Origin of the sequence: Salinimicrobium marinum (genome assembly GCF_014651535.1) — a bacterium.
GTDB classification, from domain to species: Bacteria; Bacteroidota; Bacteroidia; order Flavobacteriales; family Flavobacteriaceae; genus Salinimicrobium; species Salinimicrobium marinum.
On record NZ_BMXB01000001.1, the window covers coordinates 818,149 to 839,592 of the forward strand.

A 21,444-nucleotide genomic window follows, 5' to 3' on the forward strand; every position below is an offset into this window, starting at 1 on the left:
TTTTATAGTTTTTTAAATCGTATTGCCGTTCCTCCACTTGCACCCAGCTCGAGTGTAAGCTTGTCTTCGGCTGTTACTTCTTTGTTGGTGATTTTTACTTCTAAAGGATTATTTTGATATCCTGTTCCTTCAGCATCTGCATACATCTGGGCTTCGTAAGTTGCTCCTTCATCAAGGAAGGAAAGGGAAATTTCCAGATCACGTTCATTTTCATCTGTAATGCTTCCCAGATACCAATCATCACTGTCTATATCTTTTCTTACGGTGGTAATATAATCTCCTATTTCTCCGTTCAGCACTTTAGTGTCTTCCCAGTCCATTGGTACATCTTTCAAAAACTGAAATTCCGGTTTGTCCACGTAGTTTTCCGGTAGGTCGGCCAACATTTGAATGGGTGAATATACAGTTACCAATAAAGCAAGTTGTTTGGCTGCAGTGGAATGAACCCTTCTGCCGGGATATCCCTGGCTGACTTCTACATCAAGAATTCCTGCGGTAAAATCCATAGGGCCTGCAAGGAAGCGTGTGAAGGGGAGGATGGTCACGTGATCTGGTGGGTTACCATCGCTCCAGGCATTATATTCAATTCCGCGGGCACCCTCGCGGGCCAGCATATTAGGATAGGTACGTCTTTCTCCGGTGTCTTTTATAGGCTCATGGTAAAGGACGGTCAAATTATAATCGGCTGCTTTTTCCAGAACATATCTAAAGTAATTGACTCCGAATTGACCGTGGTGCCATTCTTCCATGTTCAACATAGAGCCAACATGTCCGATTTTTACATCACGGATGCCCATTTCTCTATATAGGGCAAAAGCACTGTCAATCTGTTTCAGGTAATTGTCGATGTTCGAGCCCGTTTCGTGGTAGCCTATGATTTGCACTCCGTTTTCAGCAGCATAATCGGTTACTTCTTTAAGATCAAAATCATCTGTGGACTCTGTGAAACTGAACTGGTGCAGGGCATTTTCATACCATGAAGGAGTCCAGCCCTTATTCCATCCCTCAATTAGCAGGTGGTCAATTTCCAATTGATTGGCATAATCTATATGTTCTTTTGCATTTTTGGTAGAAGCCCCATGATTTTCACCTTCCCAGAAAGTGTATTTACCAATGTGCATTCCCCACCAAATTCCAATGTACTTTACAGGCTCTATCCAGCTGGTGTCTTCAATCTTGTTAGGTTCGTTCAGGTTTAGGATTAGGTAGGAAGTAATAAGGTCTGTTGGTTCTTCCCCGATTTGAATTGTTCTCCACGGGGTAGTAAATGATCCGGTGGTACGTACTTTCACTCCGTCTGCCCAGGGAACTAAATTTGCTTTAAGCTCAGTTCCTGAAGTCATTTCCAGGGTCATGCTGGCAAAATCTGTCAGGTTTGCTTCGTGAAAACTTATTGCCAGTCCGCTTTCACTTTCTATGGTTAACGGAGTGTGCACCGTATCTAACTTACTTACAGGAGTGGCTTCGAAAAGATTTTCATAGCGCTGCTCGTGATAAGCAGGGATCCACCAGGCTTTACCATCATCTTTTAATCTGAAAGTGGTAAGCTCATCCATTATGAAAATACTGTCGTTGATTCCCTGCTCCGGAAAAACATATCTGAAAGCCACTCCATCATCAAAAGCCCGAAATTGAACCTGAAGTTTTCGCTGTTTTTCGTTTTTCTCCTGAAGGTTTACAACCAGCTCATTATAATGGTTTCTGATGTTCCTTTTTTCACCCCAAACCTGCTCCCAGGTTTCATCAAAAGAAGATTCCTCTACAGAAGTAATTTCGAAGTTTTTACTCAGGGAATCATTATTCCTGAGAACAAAACCCATTTCTGAAGGAGAAATAATTTCAGTATCCCCGTGTGAAACAGAATATTCGGGGCTGTCATTAGTAAGTTCAAACATTATTTTATTCTGTCCATCGGGCGATGAAAGTTCGTGTACATTCGTTTCTTCCTGTTGTCCACAAGAGATCAACGAGATGAAAAGTGCGGGGAGTATGCTTAATCTTTTTATCATTTTTTTATTACTTAGCTGTATATGAAATTTATTTCTGCCATTGGGTTCTGAAAGTGGTTTTTCCACTCAAAGGATTCTCTGTAACTTCAAAATTGTTTACTCTTTTTGAAACTGTTATGGTTTGTACGGCGTCACCTTCAGGAAGGAATATTTCACCTGAAGCAGAATTAGTGCCTTCCGCAGCAAAAACTCTTAAATCAAGGTTTGTCCAATCCATCGCCTGGGTGGACTGTGCTAACTTAATATGTGGAATTACAGTTCCGTCTTTTACCAGAACAATAATTGGAATATCACCTGCTTCAATCGTATGCCATCCGGTTTCATAAACTTTGTTTGTCTGATAGTCGATCCATTTTCCTTCCGGAAGATAAACCTGTCTTCCTGAAACTTCTTCAAATAGCGGCGCAACAAGCATGCTGGATCCAAAGAGATATTGATCATCCACTAACCAGGAACCTGCATCGTCTGGATATTCCACAAACAAAGCACGCATCATCGGAAGCCCTTTTTCAGAACTCTCTTTTGCCTGGGCGTAGATGTACGGCATCAGTTCGTAACGCATATTATCGGCTTTTCTAAAGGCTTGTAAAAAGCTTTCATTGTACAGCCATGGCTCTGTTGGTGGTTCGCCGTGGCTTCTTACGTGCGAAGACAACATTCCAAAGGGCGTCCATCTTCTGTAAAGGTCTTCGGGAGCGGCAGTTACGAATCCGCCAACATCATGGCTCCAGAAACTGAATCCGCTAAGACCAATTGATAGTCCGCCGCGCAAAGTGGCTGACATGGCAGTGTTTGTGGTGGCGGCGTCACCGCCCCAATGTAAAGGATATCGCTGACTTCCAGCCCATGTACTTCTTGCCCAGATCAGGGAGTAGCCTTTTTCTTCTTTTGTCAATTCGGCGACCGCTTTGTTGTAACGAAGCGGATATAAATTGTGCTCATAAAATCCGGTTCTGCCGGAATGGTAAATTCCGTTTGAAGGTGCCGCTTCCCCAAAGTCCACTTTAAAAACGCCCACTCCCTGATCGAACAGGTGGCGGAGTTTTCCCTGATACCATTCCACTGCTTTAGGATTAGAAAAGTCGAGCACAGCATCCTCGTAAGGAATATTTCCTTTTCGGTCTTTTACAGCAAGCTCATTTTCAACAATTTCATCAAAAAGAGTGTTTTTTGGAGTGAAGTAGGGGAGTTGCCATAAAGAAACATGGAAGCCGTCTTCTCTCATATCTGCCATCATATCTACAGGATCATCAAATCGATCTGCCGCAAACTCATAGTTGTTGCGCCAGTCCACATCAAACCAGCCGGTATCGAAATGGATCACATCGCTTGGGATCTTATGCTTTCTAAGGTTGCTGGCTATTTCCCGGCCTTCCTCTTCAGAAAAGTAAGTGATTCTGCTCATCCAGAATCCGAAAGACCAAAGCGGGGGCATTTCAGTTTTACCCGTTAGGTCTGTGTACTCATCCAGAATATCTTTAGGTTCACCAAGGAAGAAGAAAAGATCGGCAACATCATCCCCAATCATCATGTTGTTGGCAGCATTAAAATATTTTCCGAAGTCGACTGTAATAGGAGAAGAGGTATGCATAAATACTCCATATCCACGGCTGCTCATGTAAAATGGAATTGGTTTATACATGGTCTCGTTTTGTACTCCGTTGGCATCATCAACCCAAAGAACCACTTTTTGTCCGCGTTTGTTGAATTGGGTAAAAGATTCTCCTAGTCCGAAGATCTTTTCGCCGGGTTCCATGCTTAAAACTGCTGCCATACTCCGAGAATAATCGCTGTTTCTTCTCACGTATGAAAATGGTAAAACAGGAGTATACGTATTTTGTAAGTCTGTTTTATGAAGTGTACTGGTCAATAATTTACCATTTTTGTCATAGAGTTTTACATGCCATGGCTGAGTAAGGATTTCCACCTTTCCATGTTCGCCGATATATTGGTGGCCGCCTTCTATTTTTGAGTAAGTCCATGCTTCGGGATTGCTTGGAGCTGTACCATTGATTAACATCAGGGATTCTTCCTGGTTGTGGAATTGCGGCCCCGAAGCCATTTTAATTCTGATAGTACGATCTGAAACAAACTGTATTTTAAATGGCAATTCTGGTGAGGCTTCATATTCCGTAGCGGGAAATTCATTTGCTGCAACCGTGTCCGGCTTCATCAGCATGTTGTTGAATGCCTGGCTTGTTTGATAGGTATGCCGTTTATATTTTACTGTTCCTTCTCCAGCTTCAGGATTAAAGGATACCAGTTCATCGGCAAAATAGAAGGTATTTGAGTAATCCTCGAAATCTTTGCTGACATCTATCGGTTCGTTAAGGACGTTTGCATTTTGAATCTGTGCACCAGCCTGTAAAATTCCGACGGTTAGACAAATCAGCCCGAGGGATATTTTACCTTTCCATGCGTTTTTCATAATTGCTGTTTTGGTAGTTTTATTTCTCATAGTCTTATTCAAAAGTAATAGTAGTCGACGCTGATTCTAATCCTTCGGAAGTCGCGGTAAGTTCAACCGAACCAGCATCTTTTTCGGATTGCACGATCACAAGCAATTTTCCATTAAGGGCAGAATGCTTTGTGCCTTGAAAGGATTCATGGTTTGTAGGATCACCACTTGCGACTCCTACTATCTTTCCGCCTCCATTCAATTCGAAATGAACCAGATTGTCTGCCCTTGGAGCTAAAGTACCATCTTCATCTGTGATGGTAACGGTAATAAAAGAAAGGTCCTGTCCGTCAGCTTTAATGCCTTTACGGTCGGCTTCCAGATTTAATACCGCAGGTTCCCCGGCAGTTTTCACCACCTTTTCCAGAACCGTTGCTCCGTCTTTTCGGGAGACAGCTTTTAAAGTTCCTGCTTCGTAAGGGAATCTCCACATTACGTGCAGGTCATCTCCTTCTTTTCTTTTTATTCCTTTGGATTCCCCGTTCACGAAAAGCTCTACTTCGTCGGCATTATTGTAATAAGCCCAAACATCTACCGTTTGTCCTTCTTCCCAGTTCCAGTGTGGCAGGATGTGCAGCAAATCTTCATCTGTCCATTCACTCTTGTACATGTAATAGGAATCTTTTGGGAATCCGGCGAGATCTACAATTCCGAAGTAGGAACTTCTTGAAGGCCATGTATAAGGAGTGGGTTCCCCTAAATAGTCGAATCCTGTCCAAATGTAGAATCCTGAAAGAAAATCATGTTTTTTGATAATTTTCCAAGTCTCTTCATGAGTAGAACCCCACGGGGTCCTTACCTGATCAAAAGCTGAAATGGTATTGTCCGGATTCCCTCCGACAAATGGAATGTCCCAGCGTACCGGCCATATTTTGATAGTGTCTGAAGGAAACTCGTAATATCCCCTAGTCGCTAAAGCCGAAGTTGTTTCGGTAGCAATAAAAGGTGTGCTCGGGAAATTTACCTGGTGTTTAGGATAGGTTTGATGTGCATAGTTGTAGCCAATGATATCCAAAGCTCCCGATCCCGCAAGGGCATTAGGCTGCTGAGGTTCATCAAACTGAAGTGTCACATCATCATCACTGGTATGGACGGGCGGATTCATTGCTGCCGTAAGAGGCCTGGTGGAATCAATTTCACGGGTAATAGCAGCCAGTTCCCTTCCTATTTCTGCACCACGCTCGCTCCATTGTTCCGGAATTTCATTTCCTATGCTCCACATAAAAATACTCGGATGGTTGCGGTCCCGTAACAGCATATCGGTATGATCACGTTCGTACCATTCATCCCAATGATTGCTGTAGTCGTGTTCTGTTTTCCCTTGCTCCCAGATGTCAAAAGATTCGTCCTGAACGATAAAGCCCATTCTATCACATAGCTCCAGTAATTCCGGTGCCGGTGGGTTGTGGGCAGTCCTGATTCCGTTAACGCCCATTTTCTGCATAATTTCCAGCTGGCGCTCTATAGCACGTGTGTTAATCGCTGCACCTAACGGCCCCAAATCGTGGTGAAGGCAAACCCCTTTTATTTTGACTTGTTTTCCGTTTAAAATAAACCCTTCTTCAAGATCAAAACGGAAACTTCTGATTCCAAAAGTGGTTTCATACCTGTCCACGATTTCATCGTCAAGCTCAATTTCGGTGACTGCAGTATAAAGTTCAGGATTTTCTACCGACCATAATTCAGGCTGCTCCACTGTAGCCGTTTGCTGAATTTTATGTTCTCTATCCTTATCAATGCTGAATTCCTCGCTGGCGGAAGTGACTTCGGAACCATTCCGGAGAATAATGGTCTTGATTACTGCATTTTTAGCTTCGGGATACTTGTTTGCAATCGTAGTCTCAATGTTAACAGTAGCACTATCTTTACTGACTTCCGGGGTGGTAACAAAGGTTCCCCATTTTGTAACATGCAATTTATCTGTGCTGATGAGCCAAACATTTCTGTAAATCCCCGATCCGGAATACCAGCGTGAATTCGGTTGCTCTGAATTATCAACTTTTACAAGAAGTTCATTTTCCACTTCTCCGTAGTTAAGATAGGGCGACAGGTCATACTGAAATCCCATGTATCCGTTAGGACGTTTTCCGAGGTAATTTCCGTTGATCCAAACTTCACTGTTATGGTAAACCCCGTCAAACATTACAGAAGTTACTTTTGTGCTGTCGCTTTCCTCTATAGTAAAGGACTTTTTGTACCAGCCCATCCCTCCGGGTAAAGCACCGCCACCTGTACCTGCAGGATGCTCGGGACTAAATTCACCTTCAATGCTCCAGTCATGGGGAACATCCAAAGTTCTCCACTCTTTTCCAAAACTGTCGATTCCTACGGAATCACCTAACCGGAACTGCCAGTTTTCATTAAAGGAGATCTTTCGGTTTTCTCCTGCCTCAGATTCTGTTGAATTTTCGCAGGAGACAGTAGAAATTAAAAAGATTAGAAAAACAAGTAAGAAATAGTATTTTTTAATCATTAACGTTGGTTTAAGGTCCTCTGAAAAAGAAAATTTCAGAGGTAAATTTTGAATTGATTCAAAAAGGAAAGAAGTTTTAAATGGGTAAAACTTCTTTCCTAATGATCATCATATAAATTGGTTGAATTTTAAATGTGTCTATAAAAGGCCAATTCAAATTCATTTAATAAAGCGATTCTCTATATAAAATTAGTACATTGTAATTTCATCAATGGTGGCTGAGACAGCGTCCATATCAGTAATATCAGCAGCTAAACCAACTACGTCTATAACGAAAACAACTGTTCCCTGGGCCGCACCTGGAGCTTCAAAGGTAACTGTGTAGGTGCCGTCACCATTTACCGTGGTAATGTTACCATCTCCCTGAGGGTTCCAATCGGCATCAGCAAAGTAAATCTTCGCATCATAAGACACGGAGGCATCAATACCACTTAAGGTAAAAGTAACTTCTATCTTTTCACGAAAAGCTACCTCAGAGCGAGCCAAACCTGGATCATCCATGGTAGAACCAAATTCATTAAACAATTCCAGGCGCAAGTTGCCATTATTTTCCAGGTCACCTATTACAAGCTTAGAATTATCAAAGTCTAAAGCAGTGGGTTCGATAGGTTCGTTATCATTGTCTTCCTCGCTGTTAGTACCTAAAATATAATGGAAAGCCAGCCATTCATCTTTAGCTTCATCATAAGAGGTGCCAAACCAGATCCCCCGGGATTCGTAATCATCGTAAGCCTTTATTACCTTTATAGTGTTTGTAGTAGGACTTAATTCGCTACTGTCCACCCCTAATAAAGTATTTCCCTGCTCAAGTATGATTTCATTAGTTTCTTCATTAATAGAAAATGTTCCTGAAGTTTCTACGCCATTTTGATTTCGGGTATAATTCATTCCACCCCATTGATCAAAACGTATCCAGGAATTTTCAGCTAACTCATCCCAGTCATCATTCCATCCCCATTCCCTTGTACTGTCAGCATTTTCTGTCCAGCCAATTCCTGAAGCAATCCAGTCTATTGGATTTCCATCGGCATCCAGTTCCCAATATCTTCCTGAAGATGGTCCACCGGTCAATAATCTTAATAACTCCCCAGATTCAAATTCAGGATCAAAACCTTCATCTATAGTCGGCTCTTCCACTTCAGGAACATAATTATCCTTGTATTCTTTAGTAATAAAGTTATACACTAGCATTGCAGGACCCTCATTGTTACAGCCGTCAGGTCTTAGCACCCCAAGTTGCATAGTGTTATCGGTGAGAGAGAATATTTTTGCATCTCCCCAATTAATTGCACATGCATCTACTCCTTCATTGTGAAGGATACCGGCATCGGTTAAGGTAAGGGTGTGATTGTCTTTATCCAGGAAGAAAGTACCCGACTGTTCACCTAAGTTTGGTAACATTTGGTGGTCTACAGTAATAAACGGTCCTCCTTCAAGGCTAAAGGTCATGGATCCATAATCCCCTGCCGGCATAAGCCATGTATTTCCCGGCCACTCCGGACTCCAGTTCCAGCAGTCACCACCTTCTTCATAGCAACCTGTAGCACCACCATCCCATTCACCTCCGCCTTCTAACCAGGCATTATCTGTCCCATAGAAATATAAGGGGCCTAAGAAATATGTGGAACTGCCTTCTTCATCAAGATCAAGTAACCATGTTTTGGATTCTCCCACACCACCTGTAAGGTTGGTCCAAAGTGGGTCATTCACATAGTTCAGGTTATCGTCAGTGACTGTTATTGTTACAGGTTCAAGCTCTACCACTCCGCCAGAAGTAATTACATCCAGCCCAATGGAATAATCTCCCTGGAAAGCAAATTGTATGGTGTCAATTGCACGGGTAGATCTTCCTGTACCATAATCCCATACAGGTGTAGCACCCGGAGTGTTGAATTTAAGAATTACGGTATTTCCTCCCTCATCAGTATTGTAATCCTGGATGATCTCATAATCTATTTCTGAAGGATATAAAGCTTTTCCCAGTGAATACTCATCCGGTGTACAGGAGGTGAGCAACATCGACGTCAGAAAGAAAGCGAATATTATTTTTAATGTTTTCATAACTGTACAGTTTAATTTTTTCTACCAGCCGGGGTTTTGGATCAAAACACCATCGGACAATGATATCTGGTTATTTGGAATTTGTTGTAACCCTTGTGTTTGCTGAATATTGGAAGCAGAAATAGTCTTCTGTGTTTCTACTCCACCATTCAGTAAGGTCGTATTTTCAGCTATTACCGCTGCTGCTTCATCAACTCCTCGTCTTAAAAGATCCCAGTAACGAACTCCTTCCAAAGCGAATTCCAGCCACCTTTCGTGTTGAATTCGTTCCAGCGAAACAGCCTGGGAAGTGAAATCGTCCTGATAAGCCCTTTGTCTTACCTGGTCAAAATAAGCCTGGGCACTTCCGCTTCCTAGCTCTGCTGCCATCAATAGTACATCTGCATACCTTATTACGTAAAAATCTTGAAACTGCCCAATTTGGAAATCTGTACCACCCAATTCTACAGCAAGACTACCTCCATCTTCTGTGGCAAGAGGAGTGTATTTCTTAGTGTAATAACCAGTGTATTCCCGTTGGTTCTCGATCTTGTCAAAAGGGATTTCCTCTTCGTCAATGGCAATTATAGAAGCTTCCCTTCTTGTGTCATCTTCACTATAAGCATTGTATAATTTTGAATTAACTGTTATCCCCCAGCCATTGGCATAAGGGTAGTGAGTGAATTCCCTCATTCCTAACATCACCATCCAGTGGTTTCCGTCTGTATTCCCATTATAGTCACTGGTGAAGGTGTGTTTGACCGAAAATACAATCTCCTCATTGTTTTCTCCTGCAAAATCATCTACTGATGCTGCCGGCCAAAGGTTTGCATATTCGGAAATCAAACCATGACCACTATTGTCAATTACATCTTCAAGATGTGAAAGAACCTCAGATTGAGAAACTAAGCCAACAAGATCAGACTGGCTGTAGTATCCTGTGTAATAGAGGTAAACTCTGGCAAGCATGGATTTCGCAGCCCATTTGGTTACTCGTCCTGCTTCTACTGCGTTATAGGGCTCTGTAGGAAGGTTTTCTGCTCCATACATAAGGTCTTCTGCAATCAAGGTATAAACTTCTTCGGGACTTGCCGGTGGTATATTTTCTGAAGAAGGTTCTGTGAGCAATGGAATATTCCCCCACAATTTTACCATTTGAAAATAAAGATATCCTCTTATAAATCGTGCCTCAGACTCATATTGTGCGCGCAATTCCGGTTCTTCGCTCCAGTCTATTTGGTCCATTTTGTTGATTAGAACATTACACCTGTAAACGGCCTGGTAATATTCCATCCACAATGTCTCATAAAGGTTGGTAAAGGTCGGGGCACGGTTTACATCAAATTCGTCTACAGCCTGAAAGTTAAAAGGATCGGCATTTCCCGTACCTCCAAACATATTATCTGACATGACCATGCTCGCAACAGGATAACTTAAACCTGCCACCCCTCCCGAGGCAATTTGTAATCCGTCATAGGCTCCTACCAATGCAGAATAGGCATCCTGCGGAGTTCGGTAAAAATTTGCGTCTGTTACTTCTGTAATGGGTTCTGCATCAAGAAAATCTTCTGAACAGGATACTGTTGTGAGCAGCCCGAGGAACAGTAAGAAATAAATATTTGATCTTTTCATGCTATTTTTTTTAAAAAGTTACGTTTAGTCCTACAAGAAATGTTCTGGGTCTTGGATAATATCCTAAGTCAACACCAGAGGAAAAGGCATAATTTTCATTTGATATACCATAACCTACTTCAGGATCCATTCCGTCATAGTTTGTGAAGGTGTAAAGGTTAAGTGCAGAGAAATACACCCTAAATTTATCAACTGCAAAATCATTAGTTATCTGCGCGACATCATAACCCAGGGTAAGGTTGCTTAGTCTTAGGAAATCACCATCCTGTACATATAAATCAGAAAAATTAGAATAATTTCTGTTATCCAGTGTTACCCGGGGCTCACTATTGGTAGAACCCGGCCCGGTCCATCTTTCAAATACAGATGTGGTGTGATTTGCAAACTGGCTGGCCTGGTTCCTGTACGATTGTACAAGTTGGTTGCCAGCGACTCCATTGGCTAGTAAGGAGAAATCAAGACCTTTATAATTAAAAGATACATTGAAACCATAGGTAAGATCGGGATTTGGATCCCCAATATTGGTTTTGTCAAGGTCATTGATCACGCCATCATTATTTTGATCTACATAAATTACATCACCCGGTCTTGCATTTGGCTGTATAAGCCTGTCGTTAGCTCTGTAATTGTTCACTTCTGCTTCGGTCTGAAAGATACCACCGGTCTCAAGCCCCCAGAAGTAACCCAGCGGATATCCACTTTCTGCTCGGTAGAATTCCGGTGCATTATCAAAAAGCTGATTTGTCTCTCCGTGTATAATTCCATCTTCTGTTGGTATATTACCAACTTCATTTTTGTTGTAGGCCCCATTAACACCAATGTTGTAGTGGAAATCGCCAATGCTGTTATTGAATCCAAGTGCAAGTTCAATCCCTCTGTTGGTTACATCGCCCCCATTGATAAAAGGAGCGTCTGCACCGGCAGTAGCAAGGATTGGAGCCCTTATTAACCAGTCTCTGGTGGTTTTTTCATAGAGATCTAAAGTTACACTTAAGGTATTCATGAGAAAGCGTGCATCCAAACCTAAGTTTGTTTGTTCAGAAGTTTCCCAGATCAGGTTGGGGTTTGCAAGTCTGCTGGGATAGGCTCCAGGAGAAAGTACTCCTTCTTCATTTCCGAAGTTGTAGTTGGTGTTGGCAAACGTAACAGGTGCTAAATACTGAAACGCTCCTGCATTTTGATTACCTACCTGTCCCCAACTTGCCCTTACTTTAAGGTAATTTAAAGTTTCAGAATCTCTTAAGAAATCTTCTTCAGAAGCAACCCAACCTACAGAAATAGAAGGGAAATATCCCCAGCGGTTTCCTTCCGAAAAATTAGAAGAACCATCGGCTCTAAAAGTGGTGTTAAGAAGATACTTATCCTTATAGCTGTAATTAAGTCTCCCGAAATAAGACATTCTTTTATTTTCATTATTCGGTCCACCTCCAAGGTCCATTTGAGCTCCTTCAGAATTCAGGGCGTTATCAAGCCATGCATGTTCGAGATCATTGAAAATAAGGTCTACGTTATTTCCATTAATATAGGTGCCCTGGTAATTAAAGGAAGATGTACCGGCCAGGACTTCAAATATATGATCATCGGCAATATCGAAATTATAGGTAAGTAAATTATCCCATAATAGAGAATACCCTTTGCTTTGATTTTGATATACCCTGTCCCTATCTCTAAAAGCATAAATGGAAAGCTGGTAGATTGGTTCGTAGGAATGGCCTTCGGAAGCATAATAATCGAGACCAAGGCTTGTCCTGAATTTTAGGTTTTCGAGTAACTGAAATTCTGCATAAACGTTTCCGAGTAACTTCTGCGTGTTACCTTCGTTCATATTATTGTAAACCATGGAAGCATAAGGGTTTGACCAACCTGCAAGCCATGGCTCGGAATCGTCTGTAGTGTCGTAATAACTACCGTCATTATCATAAAAGTAAACAGTGGGAGGAGTTCCGAAAGCAGAACGTAAGGTATTGTTGTATTGATTTCCTACTCCAACCCCGTTGCTGTTGATATAAGAAAACGTCAGGTTTTCTCCAAAAGTGACAAATCCGTCGTAAAGCTCGTGTTCCGAATTTAATCTGAAATTGATACGCTCATAATTAGAAAGATCCTCACCACCTACAACCCCTTCTTCCTGAGTAAAGGATAAAGATGAAGAAAATGTGGAGGTTTCACTACCTCCCGAAAAACCAACATTGTAGTTTTGAGTGACTGCATTTTCAATGAACATTTCCTCTATCCAATCTGTGCCCTCTCCAAGTTCAACGATTTGCTCATTGGAAAAGACACGGGAACTACCAGAATTTAATGCAGCTTCATTCATGATGATGGCATATTCGGTAGAATTAAGTAGATCGATTTTATTTGGCACACTCTGTACCCCGTAGTAGGAATCAAAAGTTATTCTGGAAGTGCCTTTTCTTCCGCCCCTGGTAGTAACAAGGACCACACCATTAGATGCCTGTGAACCATAAATAGCTGCAGAAGCGGCATCTTTCAAAATAGAAATGGATTCAATGTCTGCATTGTTAAGATAAGAAATATCTCCCGTTAATACTCCGTCTACTACATATAAGGGCGAATTATCACCGGTAGATCCCAATCCCCTGATTCTTACATCCAGACCAGATCCCGGCTGCCCGGAAGTTGAGGTGATCTGTACCCCGGGGGTTTGGCCCTGCATCGCCTGCAAAGCGTTTGTGGTACTGCGATTTTGCAGATCTTCCCCGTCAACCTGAACACTTGCGCCGGTAACCAAAGCTCTTCGCTGGGTTCCGTAACCAACCACGACAACTTCATCAAGGCTTGCAACATCTGGTATTAGTGCAACATTAATTTCAGATTGGTTTGCTACATCTATTATTCTGGTTTCAAAACCAACGAAGCTTATTTGCAGCTGTGCATCAGGTAAAGTATTGATAGTATAATTTCCGTCAAAATCTGTAACGGTTCCCTGGTCTGTACCTTCCACAATGACACTGGCTCCCGGCAGAGGTAGATTATCCTCTGCCGAGGTGATAGTTCCTGTAACCTCAATCGTTTGCGAAAAACAAATAAAAGAGAAAAGGCTAAAAAGAAGTGTGAGGCTCTCTTTATACCTGAAAGGATTTCTGAGGTAAAATTTTAACATGTTGATAGTTATTTGTAGTTAATTATATAGATGATGGTCCATTTTTAAAGTGATAATTCAAGTTTTAAATTCATTGTGCATTTCATACTTATCTGATTTTTTTATTAGACCTCTGCCATTTTATAATGTGAATTTTATCAAAATTTTATAATTGATACCTCAAATATAGCCTGTAAAAATCCCTGTTACTAAATCTTATTTTGCAAGTTATGGTACTTTTTTTGCTCTTTACCTTTAAAAAATAGAATTTAAGTATGCTTTATATCATAAATTTTCAATAAAACATGTAGTGGCAGAGAATGATTGCAGAGTAATATAATACCCGATAACCTCCTGAAGAAGTTAAAAGTGGAAATATGGAGAATTCCCGGTTCTGAGAGAGAATAGTTTACCGCGCCTGCTTCCTCAATACCTGTAACGGCGGACTTTTTAAAACGCTTAAACTACTACTAAGCCCTATGATCATTACAAGCATAGTTATTCCAGGTAATAAAATAAGGAACGGAATTAAGGAGGGTATGAACGGAGAATCGAACACCAGCCAAGCCAGCAGCTGACTACTTATTAATGACAGCAGTATCCCGGAAAAGGCTCCCAGGATACCTAGATAGAAGTATTCGAGGGCAAGGATCTTCAGGATTTGTTTGCTGCGTGCACCAATGGTTCGTAAAAGGACACTTTCTTTGATCCGTTGGTATTTGCTGGTTCGTACGGCACCTAAAAGAACAATGATCCCGGTAAGTATACTGAAAAAAGCCATGAAATTGATGAGCCATGAGATCTGATCCAGAATCTCTTCAATCACCGTAAGTACCTGCCGAAGATCTATTATGGATACGTTTGGAAATTTTCTTACCAGCTCCTGCTGCAATTCTGCAGAAGTTTCTTCATTGGCAATATTAGAAGTCAGTACCCGGAACTGTGGCGCATCCTCCAAAACACCTGCAGGAAAGAGGACTGTAAAATTTAATTGCATACGGCTCCAGTCTACCGTTCTTATGCTCTTCACGACAGTATTTAACAAAACTCCCTGGACGTTGAATGTTACTTCATCCCCAACTTCGACAAGGGCATCTTCAGCAAAGTTGTCACTTACAGAGATAGGCACCGGTTGCATTTCTTGTGCTTCTCCAATCCACTCGCCCTGCTCCAGAGTTTCAGAAGGAATTAGGGAATCACGATAGGTAACCCTGAATTCATGGTGTAAAATCCACCCATTAATTCTTGAAGCTGTATCCTGCCGAATTTTATTTGCAGACTCTCCTTTTATGCTCTGAACTCTCATAGTTACAATAGGGATGTCATTTAGAATAGGTAAATTTCTTTTTCTAAAAGTTTCAGCGACGGCTTCCTGCTGTTCAGTTTGAATGTCCAGCAGGATCATGTTGGGACTGTCTTCCTGAGATTCTAAAGTAGCCTGTGCCAGCAAAATGTCTTTAGTGAAGTAGAGTGTACTAATTAAAAATGTACCTACTCCTATTGCCAATACTAACGTGAGTGTCTGGTTTTGGGGCCTGAAAAGGCTGAGTAAACTTTGTCTTGCTGAAAACCCCCATTTGGCAGGAAAATATTTTTTAATTGCTTTCATGAACAGTTTTGCAATCCCGGCCAGGATAGAAAAAGTTATAATAATTCCGGCAACAAATCCCAGGGAGTATCTCCAGTCCTCCAGTAACCAGTACGAAAAAAGGAAAATGAAAAGAAAAATTCCCGCTAGCACCAGTAAGCCTGCTTTTCCGGAATTTGACTTTCCTTCGGCCTGAACTCTTAGCGCCTGTAGGGGAGAAACATATAAGGTGCTCATTAAAGGATAGAGTGCAAATAAAACCGACATCCAAATTCCCAGCAGTAGCCCCATAAATATAACCTGGGGAGAAAATGCCATTTCTACCTCTACTGGCAAAAGATCCTGAAGCATTATTGGAAATAGCTGTTGAAGAAGTAAACCAACAGCTGTTCCTATAATTCCGCCGATAAAGCCTATAAAGGCTATCTGAATAAGATAAATAAGGAAGGTTTGTTTTTTTGAAGCACCCAGGCATTTTAAAACAGCGACAGACTTTAATTTCTCCCTGATGTAAATATGGATTGCACTTGCTATCCCTACACACCCTAATAAAAGGGCAATAAATGCTACCAGATTAAGGAATTTTCCAAAGTTTTCATACCTCTGGCCCAGGCGTTCGCTGGTAGAAGTGTGTGTGTCAAGATCGGCGTCATTGGCATCCAGTAATGGGTCTAGTTCTTCATCCAGTCGCTCCATATCTGTTCCGGGATTGGCTACAAAATAAAATTCGTAGTCTATGCGGCTTCCGGTTTGTACCAGTCCGGTTTTTTCAATAAAATCATAAGGAATGATCACGGGAGGTGCAACAGAACTAAAAATGGCTGTACTTCCCGGCACCGAATGTAAGGCTCCGGTAACTGGAAGTGTACTTTCTCCTAATTTTATGCTGTCTCCGGGTGAAATTCCCAGCTGAAGCATTACCGTAGCATCCACTAGCACACCTCCCCTTTCCTGATATCTACTGGCAGCTTCGGGAGGCGAGGTTTCCAGTACTCCATAGAACGGAAAACCGTCTTCAATCCCGCGCACCTGCATTAATTTTGTAGCACCCGATTTTGGGAAAGCCGCCATCGAAGCAAAACTGATCTCCCGCGCATCTGCTCCGCCCAGGGAATCTATAATCTGTTCCACTCTTTCGTTCGGAGGGTTATCACTATCAATCGTAAAATCGGCGCCCATTAAGGATTTTGATTGTAAAGCAATGTTGTCCTTCAGGGTTTCGCCAAAAGATTGTATTGCGACAACAGCAGCGATACCAAGAACGATGGAAGCCATGAAAAGGGATAATTTCCGGGCACTTGCTTTTCCATCCCGCCATGCCATTTTCAGAAGCCATTTAAATCCGGCTGTTGAAGTGGTTTTATTTTTCATAATGCCGTCTGCTCGTTTGCAAGAATTCTTCCGCCTTTTAGCTTCAGGATTCGCTGGGTTTTCTGTGCCAGTTCGAGATCATGTGTAACAATCACGAGGGTAGTTCCTGCCTCTTTATTGAGTTCAAAAAGTAGTTTTACTATAATTTCACCGGTTGCAGCATCCAGGTTTCCGGTAGGTTCATCGGCAAATAAAATGGAAGGACTATTTGAAAAAGCCCTCGCTACAGCAACTCTTTGCTGTTCGCCTCCCGAAAGCTGGGAAGGGTAGTGGTGGATACGATCTCCTAAACCTACCTTTTCCAGCAATTCTTTTCCGGCTTTTGAGGCATTTTTAGCACCACGCAATTCCAGCGGCACCGCCACATTTTCCAGGGCTGTAAGTGTTGGCAGTAGTTGAAAATCCTGAAAAACAAAACCTACATTCCGGTTTCGCAGCAAAGCCCGTTCATCTTCAGAAAGCTTGCTTAGATTTGTTCCGCAAAGATCTATAGAACCAGTATCGGGTTGGTCTAATCCTGCACATAAACCTAGAAGCGTGGTTTTTCCGCTTCCCGAAGGTCCCACGATCGAAAATGATTCACCTTCTTCAATATCAAAGCTAATGTCGTGAAGTACTGTTAAGTTTTTTGAACCGCTTGAGTAGCTTTTTCCTAAGTGGTGAACGTTTAATATCTTTGCCATACTGATTGTCTTGCTGAAAAAGGCAAAATAATGAAATGATTTGGATTAAATCCCGGTGCTATGAGAAACTTACTGTTATGTTTTGCTTTATTATTTTCTGGTTTTTTGACCTCATGTGGCGACAACACGGGTAATAAAGAAGAGGAAAAAACAGAAGAGATTGTAAATTCTGAAAATGATCTTCAGGAAAAGGAGAGCAGTGAGACAGAAACAGGGGTGATCCTTTTCTTCGGGAACAGTTTGACTGCTGGACTGGGGGTGGAATCTGAAGAAGCTTTTCCGGCACTTATTCAGGAAAAACTGGATTCTCTTAGGCTGGATTTTGAGGTGGTAAATGCCGGATTGAGCGGTGAAACCACTGCAGGAGGTAGGAACAGGATTGATTGGGTGTTGAATCAGGATGTTGAGGTTTTTGTACTGGAACTTGGGGCGAATGATGGATTACGAGGAGTTCCGGTGGAAGAAACAAAAAGAAATCTCCAGGCGATCATCAATACGGTTCGGGAAAAAAATCCCGATACACAAATTATTCTGGCCGGAATGCAGATGCCACCCAACATGGGTAAGGATTATACAAGCCGTTTCAGTAACATTTTTCCGGAACTTGCTGAAGAAAATGAGGTCCACCTTATCCCCTTTCTGCTCGAGAACGTGGGCGGGATCGCAGAATTGAATCAAAATGACGGAATCCACCCTACTGCCGAAGGTCAAAAGATCCTTGCAGAAAACGTATGGGATGTTTTAGAACCAATAGTAGAGGAGAAGATGGTAGTTGAGGAATAATATCCTTGTTTTCTGAATTTATATTCCTGAAAATTTTCTGTTTCAGCAAAAAGATTTTTCTTCTTATTCTGAATTACATAATTCAGGATTTTCGGAGACTTTTAATATTCTGTTTGTTATATCTTTTTTAGCTAAAAATGCTCTTCTATAAAAGTTTTCAGCTGTAGTTGCATATCGAAATTTTCCGCATTTTCCCAATCTCCGTGTCCACCATCATAAAGAGTGAAATTATTGATCACACCTGAAGCATCCAGTTGTTCTTTTAAAAATCTTCCGTTGCTAATGGGTACTAGTGGGTCGTCTTTTCCGTAAAAAAGGATTGTGGGACTATTATTTTTTGTCACTAAATGCGCAGGACTAATGGCACGTGCAAGATCAGTAATGCCTGTGTAAGCACTTTCATCAACGAGTTGTTCCAGGGCAGTATCAAATTCCGGGTTTCCCGTATAAAAAGGATCTGTAAAATCTGTGGGCCCTACGATACTGCAAACCAGCTTTACCTTGTCCTCAAGATCATATACACTGTCGAACTGCAGGGCAAGATGGGCTCCGGCACTGGCTCCTATAAAAGCGAATTCGGCTTTTATATCAAAGTTTTTCGCTTCGGTATTTAAATATTCCAAAGCTAATTTTAAATCCAGGAATTGGTTTGGGAAGGCAGCGCGGGTTGGAGGTTTGGCAAGACGGTAATTCAGGTTTGCTATCGCATATCCGGGAAGGTTTTTTTGCAAAAGAGGAATATAATCCTTCATATCACTTTTATCTCCAGTGATCCAGCCGCCACCGTGAATGAATACAAGAATTCTGGTAGTGGAAGGAGAACGGTTGGCAGGCAGATAAATGTCTAGCGTATGGGCTGCATCTGGACCATATTTCAGATCGTTCAAAACTTTTTCAGAAACTTTGGTTTCAAAATTTTCAGTTGTAGGGATGTCATTTTTAGAGCAGGAAGTGAAAATTAGGATAAAAAAGAGAAGAAGAGAAATTTTAGACTTCATAATGCTGCTGTTAAGGATCTATTTTTCAGTTGTATAAACTGATGTGAAGTTCCTTTAAATGAGTGGTGAAAGCAATAAGGGAGAACCCCCATATTTATGAAGAAGGAATTTTCTGAAGTAGAATTGGTGACAAGTGAAGTTTTCTAAAGGGAAAAATGGAAGAAAGGGAGTCGCTGGATGCAGCGCGAGAAGATTAAAAATTAAAATGGGAAGAAGGGAGGACTGTTTAACTTCAGTCCTAAGATGAATTGATATACAATAAATCCTACCTTTTCATCTATGAAAAGATTACCGGGAAGACTTGTGAGAATGAGGATGATCAAATAGTTTTGATGCTGAGAAAAATTCTCAACATGAATTCTATTCCCGGTGATCACTTTTAGGTGGAAAAATCTGGTGCCAGATAATGACAGTGATGATGATCACGGAGAGGACTCCTCCTATGATGTATAATAATCCTGTAAGCATCGCTAAAGCTTTTTAATTGAAGGTAGTTTAAAATAGTGGGATGCTAATCCCAAACCAGAACACGGATCTCCTGTCAAAAATGCAAATGAAGGTTATGAAGATACAATAGCTGCATACTTCTATTTATGGTCTAACCAAATAACTGAGTAATACCAGGAAAATAAAGAATGCAAAAATTAATATCTGATTCGTTCTTGCCACATTCTCTCCTGATGCATTTTGGTTAGTGGTTTCTTTCTGATTTTTTTCCTGCGTGCTCATATCAATCAAATTGAGGGTTAGCTTTTTCTAAATTTGGTAACAGAGCAATTTTTTATTTTAAATTAAAGAAAAAATTATGAAAATAACAAAATGAGGGTGTTAAATTCCAGTATATGAAATTTATACCCCTTTAAAACATAGATATGTCAAACGATCGAATCAGTTAACTTTTAAAGGAATTTGCAAGGGAGCCGATTTTCCTGCAGGTTTAATAAAAAGAATCCCTGAAAAATCTTTAGGCAGATCTTCATCTATCTCCATTTTCAATTCGATGGTTTCTCCGGGAGGTATAATAAGCGGACTTTTAAAATCTGATGTTAATTTAATTTTTTCAGAATCATCGGTTTCTATATAACTTATCAGCATGGCTTTATTAGAACTACTGTTTTTTATGGTAAAAGATTGTTGCTTTCGTTCGGAAAAATTCAGTTGATCGGGAAAAACGATCAGTTCCCCTTTTTGTAAAGATTCTGCGGTAATTTCAGAATTTTCTTCGGGAGCAAATATTTCAAATGAGGTGAGTTCGGGGCCACCACCACGATTTCCGCTTCCTGCTCCTATAATAATTACATTATTGACAGCAACAGCTTGTGTACCATGCCTGCCTTTTTTCATATCGGGTAATTTTTTCCATGTTCCGGAGGAAATTTCCAGCATTTCAACTTCCGCGTGTGCAGCTTCCTGAGCATCACTTTCTCCGCCTAGCACTGTGGGATTGCCGTTGTAGACCACGGTGGCAGAACCTGCCCGGGGAGTTGGAATATTTGAGAGTACCTCCCATTTTCCAGATTTGAAATCGTACACATTTGTTTCTGTTACAGTTCCGGCAAAGCCGTTATCTGTTACGCTCCCGGATTGTCTTCCTCCTGCAACAAAAAGCTGGTCTCCAATAACCACTGGCTGAAAATGATCTCTGGCTACAGGTGCATTGGGAAGTATCTTCCAGGTGTTGCTGTAGGGATCATATTCATCTAGCCAGTTGACCCAGCCCGATGTATGCCCGTTGATTATCCCGTTTACCAGGTAGATCTTATTTTGATAAACTGTCACACCTGCAGCACCGCGCCTCCTGTTTTCGGGAATTTTGGGACCAGTGATCCAGAGATCTTCAGAAACATCGTATATAAGAACATGAGATAAAGGGGTTTCATAAGGCCAGCCTCCCGTAAAAGCACCAAGAACATATAGAAGTCCGTCGAGGGCCGCGGCCTGAAAATGATGAATTTCGAACGGAGGCTGCGCTCCCTGTGACCACTCCATAGTTTCTGTGTTGAGGATATCCAGTGGTTTGTTTCCCCTTCCGCCAATTAGAATCATGTTGTTGCCCACCAGGGTCATGGCATTTTCATGTCTTTCGTGAACCTCTCCCTTAGCAGCAAGGCTCTTCCAGGAAGGAGTTTGAGAATGAACAGCAATTGTTGAAAATAGAAGTAGAAAAAGGCATAAAAGATTTTTCATTTTCAGGAGTTTGGAAATGGTTAAGCCTTAAAAGTATGATTTTTTTAAATATTTTTCATTTAAGGTTCTTCAGAAGAAACTAAAAGATAGCCGCAGAATTTTGTTGAGAATGATTTAGA

11 protein-coding genes are annotated in these 21,444 nt (G+C 41.5%); 1 reads left to right on the plus strand and 10 read right to left on the minus strand.

Features of this window, described 5'->3' with window-relative positions:
• Nucleotides 1-2: 2 nt before the first annotated feature.
• The 8 genes from IE056_RS03480 to IE056_RS03515 form a co-directional block, all read right to left on the minus strand.
• Nucleotides 3-2,009 carry a glycoside hydrolase family 97 protein gene (locus tag IE056_RS03480; RefSeq protein WP_189603277.1) on the minus strand — a complete coding sequence of 669 codons (2,007 nt, stop codon included), beginning with the start codon at nt 2,007-2,009 and terminating at the stop codon, nt 3-5.
• 28 nt (nt 2,010-2,037) lie between these two features.
• Complete coding sequence (locus IE056_RS03485; RefSeq protein WP_229793636.1) at nt 2,038-4,437, minus strand: glycoside hydrolase family 31 protein; 2,400 nt, start codon at nt 4,435-4,437, stop codon at nt 2,038-2,040.
• A 34-nt stretch (nt 4,438-4,471) separates the two neighbouring features.
• Entirely contained in the window at nt 4,472-6,940 is a 2,469-nt protein-coding gene (gene galB, locus IE056_RS03490) for a beta-galactosidase GalB (RefSeq protein ID WP_189603279.1), read from the minus strand.
• Nucleotides 6,941-7,129: 189 nt separating this feature from the next.
• The gene (locus IE056_RS03495; RefSeq protein ID WP_189603280.1) at nt 7,130-9,001 is read right to left on the minus strand and encodes a hypothetical protein; all 1,872 of its coding nucleotides are present in this window, start codon (nt 8,999-9,001) and stop codon (nt 7,130-7,132) included.
• 21 nt (nt 9,002-9,022) lie between these two features.
• Complete coding sequence (locus IE056_RS03500) at nt 9,023-10,612, minus strand: RagB/SusD family nutrient uptake outer membrane protein (RefSeq protein ID WP_189603281.1); 1,590 nt, start codon at nt 10,610-10,612, stop codon at nt 9,023-9,025.
• A gap of 10 nt (nt 10,613-10,622) precedes the next feature.
• Nucleotides 10,623-13,736 carry a SusC/RagA family TonB-linked outer membrane protein gene (locus IE056_RS03505; RefSeq protein ID WP_189603282.1) on the minus strand — a complete coding sequence of 1,038 codons (3,114 nt, stop codon included), beginning with the start codon at nt 13,734-13,736 and terminating at the stop codon, nt 10,623-10,625.
• Between the two features lie 388 nt (nt 13,737-14,124).
• Nucleotides 14,125-16,674 carry an ABC transporter permease gene (locus IE056_RS03510; protein ID WP_229793637.1) on the minus strand — a complete coding sequence of 850 codons (2,550 nt, stop codon included), beginning with the start codon at nt 16,672-16,674 and terminating at the stop codon, nt 14,125-14,127.
• On the minus strand, nt 16,671-17,357 hold the full coding sequence (locus IE056_RS03515) for an ABC transporter ATP-binding protein (RefSeq protein WP_189603283.1): 687 nt from the start codon (nt 17,355-17,357) through the stop codon (nt 16,671-16,673). The genes IE056_RS03510 and IE056_RS03515 overlap by 4 nt, the downstream gene beginning before the upstream one ends.
• Before the next feature lie 60 nt (nt 17,358-17,417).
• Between IE056_RS03515 and IE056_RS03520 the strand changes: the two genes are divergently transcribed.
• Nucleotides 17,418-18,140, plus strand: a complete 723-nt coding sequence (locus IE056_RS03520) for an arylesterase (RefSeq protein WP_189603284.1) — start codon at nt 17,418-17,420, stop codon at nt 18,138-18,140.
• A gap of 131 nt (nt 18,141-18,271) precedes the next feature.
• Here the strand turns inward: IE056_RS03520 and IE056_RS03525 are convergent, their stop codons facing one another.
• Both IE056_RS03525 and IE056_RS03530 read right to left on the minus strand, forming a co-directional pair.
• Nucleotides 18,272-19,138, minus strand: a complete 867-nt coding sequence (locus IE056_RS03525) for an alpha/beta hydrolase (protein WP_189603285.1) — start codon at nt 19,136-19,138, stop codon at nt 18,272-18,274.
• 888 nt (nt 19,139-20,026) lie between these two features.
• Nucleotides 20,027-21,325 (minus strand): Kelch repeat-containing protein, encoded by a 1,299-nt coding sequence (locus IE056_RS03530; protein WP_189603286.1) that lies wholly within the window; start codon nt 21,323-21,325, stop codon nt 20,027-20,029.
• Nucleotides 21,326-21,444 lie beyond the last annotated feature (119 nt).